Annotated in this window: 6 protein-coding genes and 1 pseudogene; 4 read left to right on the forward strand and 3 right to left on the reverse strand. The window is 47.0% G+C overall.

What is annotated here, in order from left to right:
- Positions 1-80: 80 nt before the first annotated feature.
- Positions 81-2,309: pseudogene (locus tag R7F07_RS24175) on the reverse strand (Tn3-like element Tn3 family transposase); the annotation flags it as partial.
- Between the two features lie 25 nt (positions 2,310-2,334).
- On the opposite strand from R7F07_RS24175, the gene R7F07_RS24180 reads away from it, so the two are divergent.
- Positions 2,335-2,667, forward strand: coding sequence for a WbuC family cupin fold metalloprotein (locus tag R7F07_RS24180; RefSeq protein WP_001393253.1), 333 nt, complete (start codon positions 2,335-2,337; stop codon positions 2,665-2,667).
- 46 nt (positions 2,668-2,713) lie between these two features.
- Here the strand turns inward: R7F07_RS24180 and R7F07_RS24185 are convergent, their stop codons facing one another.
- A complete protein-coding gene (locus tag R7F07_RS24185) occupies positions 2,714-3,589 on the reverse strand; it encodes an extended-spectrum class A beta-lactamase CTX-M-15 (RefSeq protein WP_000239590.1) in 876 nt (291 codons plus the stop codon).
- Positions 3,590-3,844: 255 nt separating this feature from the next.
- On the reverse strand, positions 3,845-5,107 hold the full coding sequence (locus R7F07_RS24190; protein ID WP_172692113.1) for an IS1380-like element ISEcp1 family transposase: 1,263 nt from the start codon (positions 5,105-5,107) through the stop codon (positions 3,845-3,847).
- Between the two features lie 481 nt (positions 5,108-5,588).
- Between R7F07_RS24190 and R7F07_RS24195 the strand changes: the two genes are divergently transcribed.
- The 3 genes from R7F07_RS24195 (at position 5,589) to R7F07_RS24205 (ending at position 7,124) form a co-directional block, all read left to right on the forward strand.
- The gene (locus R7F07_RS24195) at positions 5,589-6,203 is read left to right on the forward strand and encodes a BRCT domain-containing protein (RefSeq protein ID WP_000019884.1); all 615 of its coding nucleotides are present in this window, start codon (positions 5,589-5,591) and stop codon (positions 6,201-6,203) included.
- Entirely contained in the window at positions 6,203-6,763 is a 561-nt protein-coding gene (gene dfrA23 / locus R7F07_RS24200) for a trimethoprim-resistant dihydrofolate reductase DfrA23 (RefSeq protein ID WP_001143450.1), read from the forward strand. Before R7F07_RS24195 ends, dfrA23 begins: the two co-directional genes overlap by 1 nt.
- A gap of 76 nt (positions 6,764-6,839) precedes the next feature.
- Entirely contained in the window at positions 6,840-7,124 is a 285-nt protein-coding gene (locus tag R7F07_RS24205) for a hypothetical protein (RefSeq protein WP_318110580.1), read from the forward strand.
- Positions 7,125-7,173: the final 49 nt, after the last annotated feature.

Raw genomic sequence — 7,173 nt, forward strand, 5'->3', positions numbered from 1 at the left:
TGAATGGGTTCATGTGCAGCTCCATCAGCAAAAGGGGATGATAAGTTTATCACCACCGACTATTTGCAACAGTGCCCTATTTTTCGGGGATCTGATTGCCCTCTGGCAATATCATTCAGCACGCCATAGTCGGCATCATGGTCCATTCGCCAGAAAACCGAAGCACCGGCATCAGCCAGGCGTGGAGAAAACTGGTATCCCAGCAGCCAGAAAAGGCCAAAGACAAGTTCGCTGGCACCTGCTGTATCGGTCATAATTTCGGTTGGATTCAGCCCGGTCTCCTGTTCCAGAAGACCTTCCAGCACAAAGATAGAGTCCCTCAGCGTCCCCGGTATAACGATGCCATGAAAGCCGGAATACTGATCGGACACAAAGTTGTACCAGGTGATCCCTCTGTTATTACCAAAGTATTTGCGGTTCGGTCCGGCATTGATTGTTCTGACTGGCGTAACAAAGCGCATTCCATCTGCAGATGCCACTTCTCCTCCACCCCATATCTGTGCCAGTGGCAGCGTTGCCTGAAAATCAACCAGTCTGGCATTAGCGCTGGTGATAGTTTCAGCCCGCAGATAGTTCGCTTTTGTCCAGTTCAGCCGGTGTCGGGTCAGTGCAGGAACATTTGATCTGATCAGTGGTTCCAGACCGATATTGCAGGCTTCAGCCATCAGCACGGCGCTGATGCTGACGGGCAGATCATCAACTCTGGCACTGGCTTCACTAGCATGGAAAAACTCATCAGCAAATCCGGTATGGGCGTTAATTTCGAGCAGCAACTCCGTTAAATCCACCGGAGGGAGTAGATCACTGATCATTTTGCTCAGTCGTTTCAGACTGTCCGGCTCATCAAGACTGGCGAGGGGAGAAATTGTCAACCGGGGCTTCGGGCCAGAAACATCGAGTTCGACAGCCTCATTTTCGCAAAGACGTGCAGCAACCTGTCTGTAACGACTATCAAGCTGATGACCCAGAGATTTTATTGCTTCCTGCGGGTCTGTCGGGTGCCCCAAAGAACGATAAACCTTAATCCGGTTTGCCTGCCAGTCAGCACCCTGTAGTAATCTTGCACGAGGATCTCCCCACCGGTTACTGCCGGTAACGTAGACATCCCTCCGCCTCAGACTATCCTGCAGTTTACTGAGAAAGCAGAGCGTGTATCCCCTGCGGGTGATATGTTTTTCCTTGTTAATCACCAGCCGTTTCCATGACCGACTGATAATTTCCGTTGGTGCGTCGTCAAAAAACTGCCGCCGTGAGCTGAACTCCCGGCTGAGGTAGTCACAGGCATTCAGAGTGGTAACCCCGGCAGGTGCGGATGAAAATTTAACGGTATTCAGCAGATGGGGCAGGAAACGACGAACGCGCCCGTACTGCTCCACCATTTCTTCATGAAAATTATCGTCTGAGGGCCGGGCAATTTCACGGACAAGCGTGATGATTTCAGCCAGCTTTTGCCTTGGGATGTAGCTGAACACCTCAGCACGAATCGATTCGTCCGGTGTTTCTTCTTTCAGCAGGTACGAACATGCGCTGGCGAGCGCCAATGCAGATTTATCCAGATCCTTCAGCGAGCGGAGCCGTTTTTTCTGCCCAATCTTTCTGGCGTCACGGATGATAACGGCCAGCATGGCGTCCAGAACGTCCAATGCATCATCCAGCGCCAGCGTTTCCCATGCAAGGACAAAGGCAACCAGAACCGCCATCCTTTTCTGCGGTGACATCCTGGCAATATTGAACACCGAAGTCATACCAGCATAACGTGCGAGATTTTTCAGGCGCACAGCCGGGAGTGTACTCAGGTTTTCAGCATGCAGGCCAAAATCGTTCAGAGTTTTCCAGCGTTCAATTGCTTCATTAAACGCCGGACCACTGATGGTCACAGGGCCCTTTTTCAGTGATTCCAGTAAAGACAGGCGGCTGCAATCAGTTGGCCCCAGCAGCATCTCCAGCTGTGAACGCTGTTCGGCTGACGGTATCAGTGCCAGTTTGTTCCACAGGCGCAACGTCGCCTTTTCCCTTACCTCTGAAATCAACCGGGTCAGCGTAGTGGCTCCGGGGAGAATAATACGATGTTGCATAAGCCACCCTGTCGCCAGATCGAAAAGCAGGCCAGGACGTTCGTTGCTTATCCAGCTCCGGGTATATAAAAGACGGGTAAGGCGAAATGTCCAGGGCCAGGCAAATTCACGATACTGATAGTGCTGACGTATCAGCGCTGCATGCTCACGGCGGGTATTTTCCCTCTGACCGTATTCTGCAAGAACGGTGATATCACGAATCCCGAGCTGTCTGGCGGTAAAATGCCGGACGCCGGAAGGAATATGACCTGGGACCTACGTGCGCCCGCACCGACACCCTCACACCTTCGAGCTACTGTTGCCATTAAGGGGTCGTTTCGTGGTGCTGAATTTTGACGATCGGGGTACCGTCACCCATCGGGCGATATTGGGGGAAACCTGTACGGTGCTGGAGATGGCCGCAGGAACCTGGCATGCCGTGCTGTCGCTGGATACCGGTGGCATAATTTTTGAAGTAAAACACGGTGGCTATCAACCCGTGGCTGCCGATGACTATGCGCACTGGGCTCCAGCGGAAGGAGAACCAGGAACCACGGAGCTTATGGCCTGGTATGCGCAAGCGCAGGTGGGCGACAGCACTTTTGCCGTCTAAGGCGATAAACAAAAACGGAATGAGTTTCCCCATTCCGTTTCCGCTATTACAAACCGTCGGTGACGATTTTAGCCGCCGACGCTAATACATCGCGACGGCTTTCTGCCTTAGGTTGAGGCTGGGTGAAGTAAGTGACCAGAATCAGCGGCGCACGATCTTTTGGCCAGATCACCGCGATATCGTTGGTGGTGCCATAGCCACCGCTGCCGGTTTTATCCCCCACAACCCAGGAAGCAGGCAGTCCAGCCTGAATGCTCGCTGCACCGGTGGTATTGCCTTTCATCCATGTCACCAGCTGCGCCCGTTGGCTGTCGCCCAATGCTTTACCCAGCGTCAGATTCCGCAGAGTTTGCGCCATTGCCCGAGGTGAAGTGGTATCACGCGGATCGCCCGGAATGGCGGTGTTTAACGTCGGCTCGGTACGGTCGAGACGGAACGTTTCGTCTCCCAGCTGTCGGGCGAACGCGGTGACGCTAGCCGGGCCGCCAACGTGAGCAATCAGCTTATTCATCGCCACGTTATCGCTGTACTGTAGCGCGGCCGCGCTAAGCTCAGCCAGTGACATCGTCCCATTGACGTGCTTTTCCGCAATCGGATTATAGTTAACAAGGTCAGATTTTTTGATCTCAACTCGCTGATTTAACAGATTCGGTTCGCTTTCACTTTTCTTCAGCACCGCGGCCGCGGCCATCACTTTACTGGTGCTGCACATCGCAAAGCGCTCATCAGCACGATAAAGTATTTGCGAATTATCTGCTGTGTTAATCAATGCCACACCCAGTCTGCCTCCCGACTGCCGCTCTAATTCGGCAAGTTTTTGCTGTACGTCCGCCGTTTGCGCATACAGCGGCACACTTCCTAACAACAGCGTGACGGTTGCCGTCGCCATCAGCGTGAACTGGCGCAGTGATTTTTTAACCATGGGATTCCTTATTCTGGAAGATACGAAATAACAACAACATGAATAGTCCCTAAATTCCACGTGTGTTTTTTATTAGCTTCAAAAATCACTATTTCACGAAGAATTTAGACTGCTTCTCACACATTGTAACATTATTTACAACCACCTTTCAATCATTTTTGATAAATCATTGATTTCATCTTTGCTGCAATGATACTTAATAAACTCTGCAAGTTATCCACAGAGCAACACTCAATTTTATTGATGATATTCTTATTATACCAGACATTTTTCATACACTCCCTTGTACGGATAGTTTTCCGACAACTTCATGATTACATATCTTGCGGTTTTGATTATTTTTGCTGCAAGAAATACATACTTCAAACGAAAGGTCTTTATTTGCTGTCTGTATTCTGAAGAGTCCAAGGAATCAAACTTGAACAACAAAAATAGGTTATATGAAAGCATCATCATTTGAAACACGGCTTCATTCGCCCAAAATGACTTTAGCAAGAGATGACCCACCGCCATGTCGTATTTGGCTTCTTTGATATAGTTTTCAGCATTACCACGCTTTTCATAGTATATAACTACTTTTTCAGAAAGCAAGGTAGTATTTGTTACAAAGAAAAAGTAGTCGTATTCGGAACCTTCTAAAAGTGATAATTGTGCTCTTTCTTTTTCTGGTTTCAGTACGCGAGATACGACAAATCTTCTGTCTTTTTCCCATTTAACTAATTTTGTATACAGTTCTGTAGTTTCTCTACCTTCTTCTCCTTTAACGAATACAATTGATGAATTCGTTGCTTGTGAGGTGAGTGTAGAATAACTTTTGGCTTTAATTAAATATTTGCATCCAAGAGATTCTATCGTTTCGATAATTTTTTCATCAAAGTAGCCACTATCCATTCGAAATAAAATTTCTAAATCGTCTGATTTGATGTTAGCAACAATTTCTTTGATCATTTCCGCAGCACCGTTTGCAGTGTAAGTATTGCCACTTCTTACAAATCCGGTAACATATGCTTTTAATTCGTCGCAAAATGCAAATTGGATATTGTAGCATCGGTTTCCCAGTTTCTTAGGATTATATCCTTTTGACGCACCTTCTTGATGACCTTCTACGTTAATTACACTACTATCAATATCAATCGTAATGGATGTCAATTTACTTTTAGTGAGCAGTTTTTTAAAGACTTTAAAATTAATGTCTCTAAACATTTGGGTTGTCTTGAAGTTGAAGTTTCCTAGAAACCGTGACACTGTTTCAGGTTCTTTTACGGAAATATCAAACTCGTTGACGAGGGGATCATTTTGAAGTAGCTTTAGACGTTCTAACTTATCAATGCCAATGAAGTGACCGCAGAGCATGGTCTTTATATTATTCATCTTGATTTTATTTGTTGAGTCATTATCAAATACGAGGTCATTTTCAATAAAATCAAAAATCCCATTGCTTTTTGCATTCTCAAGGAGCAGAAAAAGACCTGCATTTGATGTTAGATTCTTAGCTTTGAAATCAATTTTATTAATCATAATTAGAACCCCTTTTTACTACTTTTCTTACTATTATTTTACCATATATCGAGTCATAAAAGCTGATAATTTAACATATTTTTGAGCACTTTTCTTTCACCCAATGGGTGAAAGCTGAATTTCGAAGGAATGCATATTTATCAAGGCTTTGATTATGCTTTTTGAAGTACTGACGTAGAATCTAGGAATCCCATTCAGACGCCGGATAGATTCAAGCAAGCCAACTTGTCGTCAAAATCGGTGTTGCAAAAACGGGAGTGACCATAGATTCCGTTTTCTGAGACGACCCCGAGTATAACCCCATTTGACTCGGACCTTGTATGTTCGTCAGGCGTTAACCGTGATTTTTCATGATTGATTAGTGCGTGGGACACACTAAACCATAAATATTTAGTATAGTGACACTATATTAATGTCAAAATTTGCGTGATTTTTAAAGCGTGAGATAGTTTGAACATCGAAACTTAAGAGGGTGTTCCAAATGTCTCATTCCGTCATGCTAGCCGAACAAGGTGAGTTAAACTTTTCAACCGCACAACGTGTAAGGCACTTGAAGGCGGAAGAGCAGGATTTTGAGTGGTATCCTTCGTCTGAGCATATCATTGATGTAGTTCGACGCGACTTGGTTGAGTCCAAGTTCTTAGAGTCTTACAACAGAGAGTCATCCTTGCTTGATATTGGCGCCGGAGATGACCGTGACCTCATTGTTACTGTTGAAGGGTTCAAGGACAAGACAGCTTTCAAAATCATGGCGGGCATGGCTAGTCATGCTGAGCTGTTCGAGAAGATCAGCACCATTATCAAATTCCAGCAGAAGGTGGCCGTCGGCAAGCGGTTTGCTGGCCAGAAGGTTGTAATCACGGGGTTCCGTGATGGTGCGCTGGAGAAGATGATTGAGGCCGAAGGGGGTGAAATGCAGACCAGCGTGTCAGCAAAAACAACTCTCGTCATCGCAGCCAGCATTTCCGGCAGCAGCGGCAAACTCAAAAAAGTGCACGATTTGAACAATAGCGGCAAGGCGTCAATCAAATTGATGGACCTTGCAACATTCCGCAAGGAATACATCGAACAACAACCATTGGGGGTTGAGTTTTAATGCCAACAGTTGAGATTATTGTTGCAGTTGATCCTGTTGGGGGATTTGGCCGGAATGGCCAAATCCCTTGGACGTGCAAGGAAGACATGAAGCGCTTCACCACCATATCCAAAGAGATTCGAGTGTGTGTGATGGGGAAGAACACATACAAAGACATGCTCGATATGCAAATGAAGAAGGAAGGCGCTGAAGAACGAATCAAAGAGAAGGGAATTCTTCCGGAGCGCGAATCTTACGTCGTGTCCTCGACTTTGAAGCCCGAGGACGTCATTGGAGCCACGGTAGTTCCGGACCTACGTGCGGTGCTCAATCAATATCACGACAGCGATCAACGAATAGCTGTCATTGGTGGAGAAAAGCTGTACGTGCAAGCCCTCGCATCTGCCACAAAAGTCCACATGACGGTAATGCACAAGCCATATAACTGCGATCGGACGTTGCCGATGTCATACATCGACAAAAAGTTTGTTGCAGGTCAAGGGTCTATCACCATTCAAACTGCGGTAGATGGTGAGACCCATCCCGTGAAGTTCATCACATATGAGCGCGCTCGGCCGTAATATAGCAGCAGCTTTACTCTCGGTCTTTTCCTCGCTTGCGGTAGCCCAGCCCGCCGATGAGCTGGAGGCTCGTATATTGGCTGTGTGTCTAAACACAGCCAATGCTGCCGCTGTCATCATACACCATCTTGAAAAAGGTGGTGTTCCTGTTCCCAGCTCCCAACTAAAAGATTTAGCGTTGGAGTTGTCTGACCCACTTCCCCAATCTTATAATGCGGTAAATGTTGGTTTGACTAGTGCGTCAGAAGCTCTCGACAGTACTAGCCACACCCAAGCTATACCGGAAGCGAGAGCTGCGGTGATCGGCATGTGGTGCATCAATGACATTGTATCGGGCACTGTTGCAAATAGTCGGTGGTGATAAACTTATCATCCCCTTTTGCTGATGGAGCTGCACATGAACCCATTCA

The sequence above is a fragment of the Vibrio sp. YT-16 genome (genome assembly GCF_033337405.1).
In the GTDB taxonomy this organism is placed as follows: Bacteria; Pseudomonadota; Gammaproteobacteria; order Enterobacterales; family Vibrionaceae; genus Vibrio; species Vibrio alginolyticus.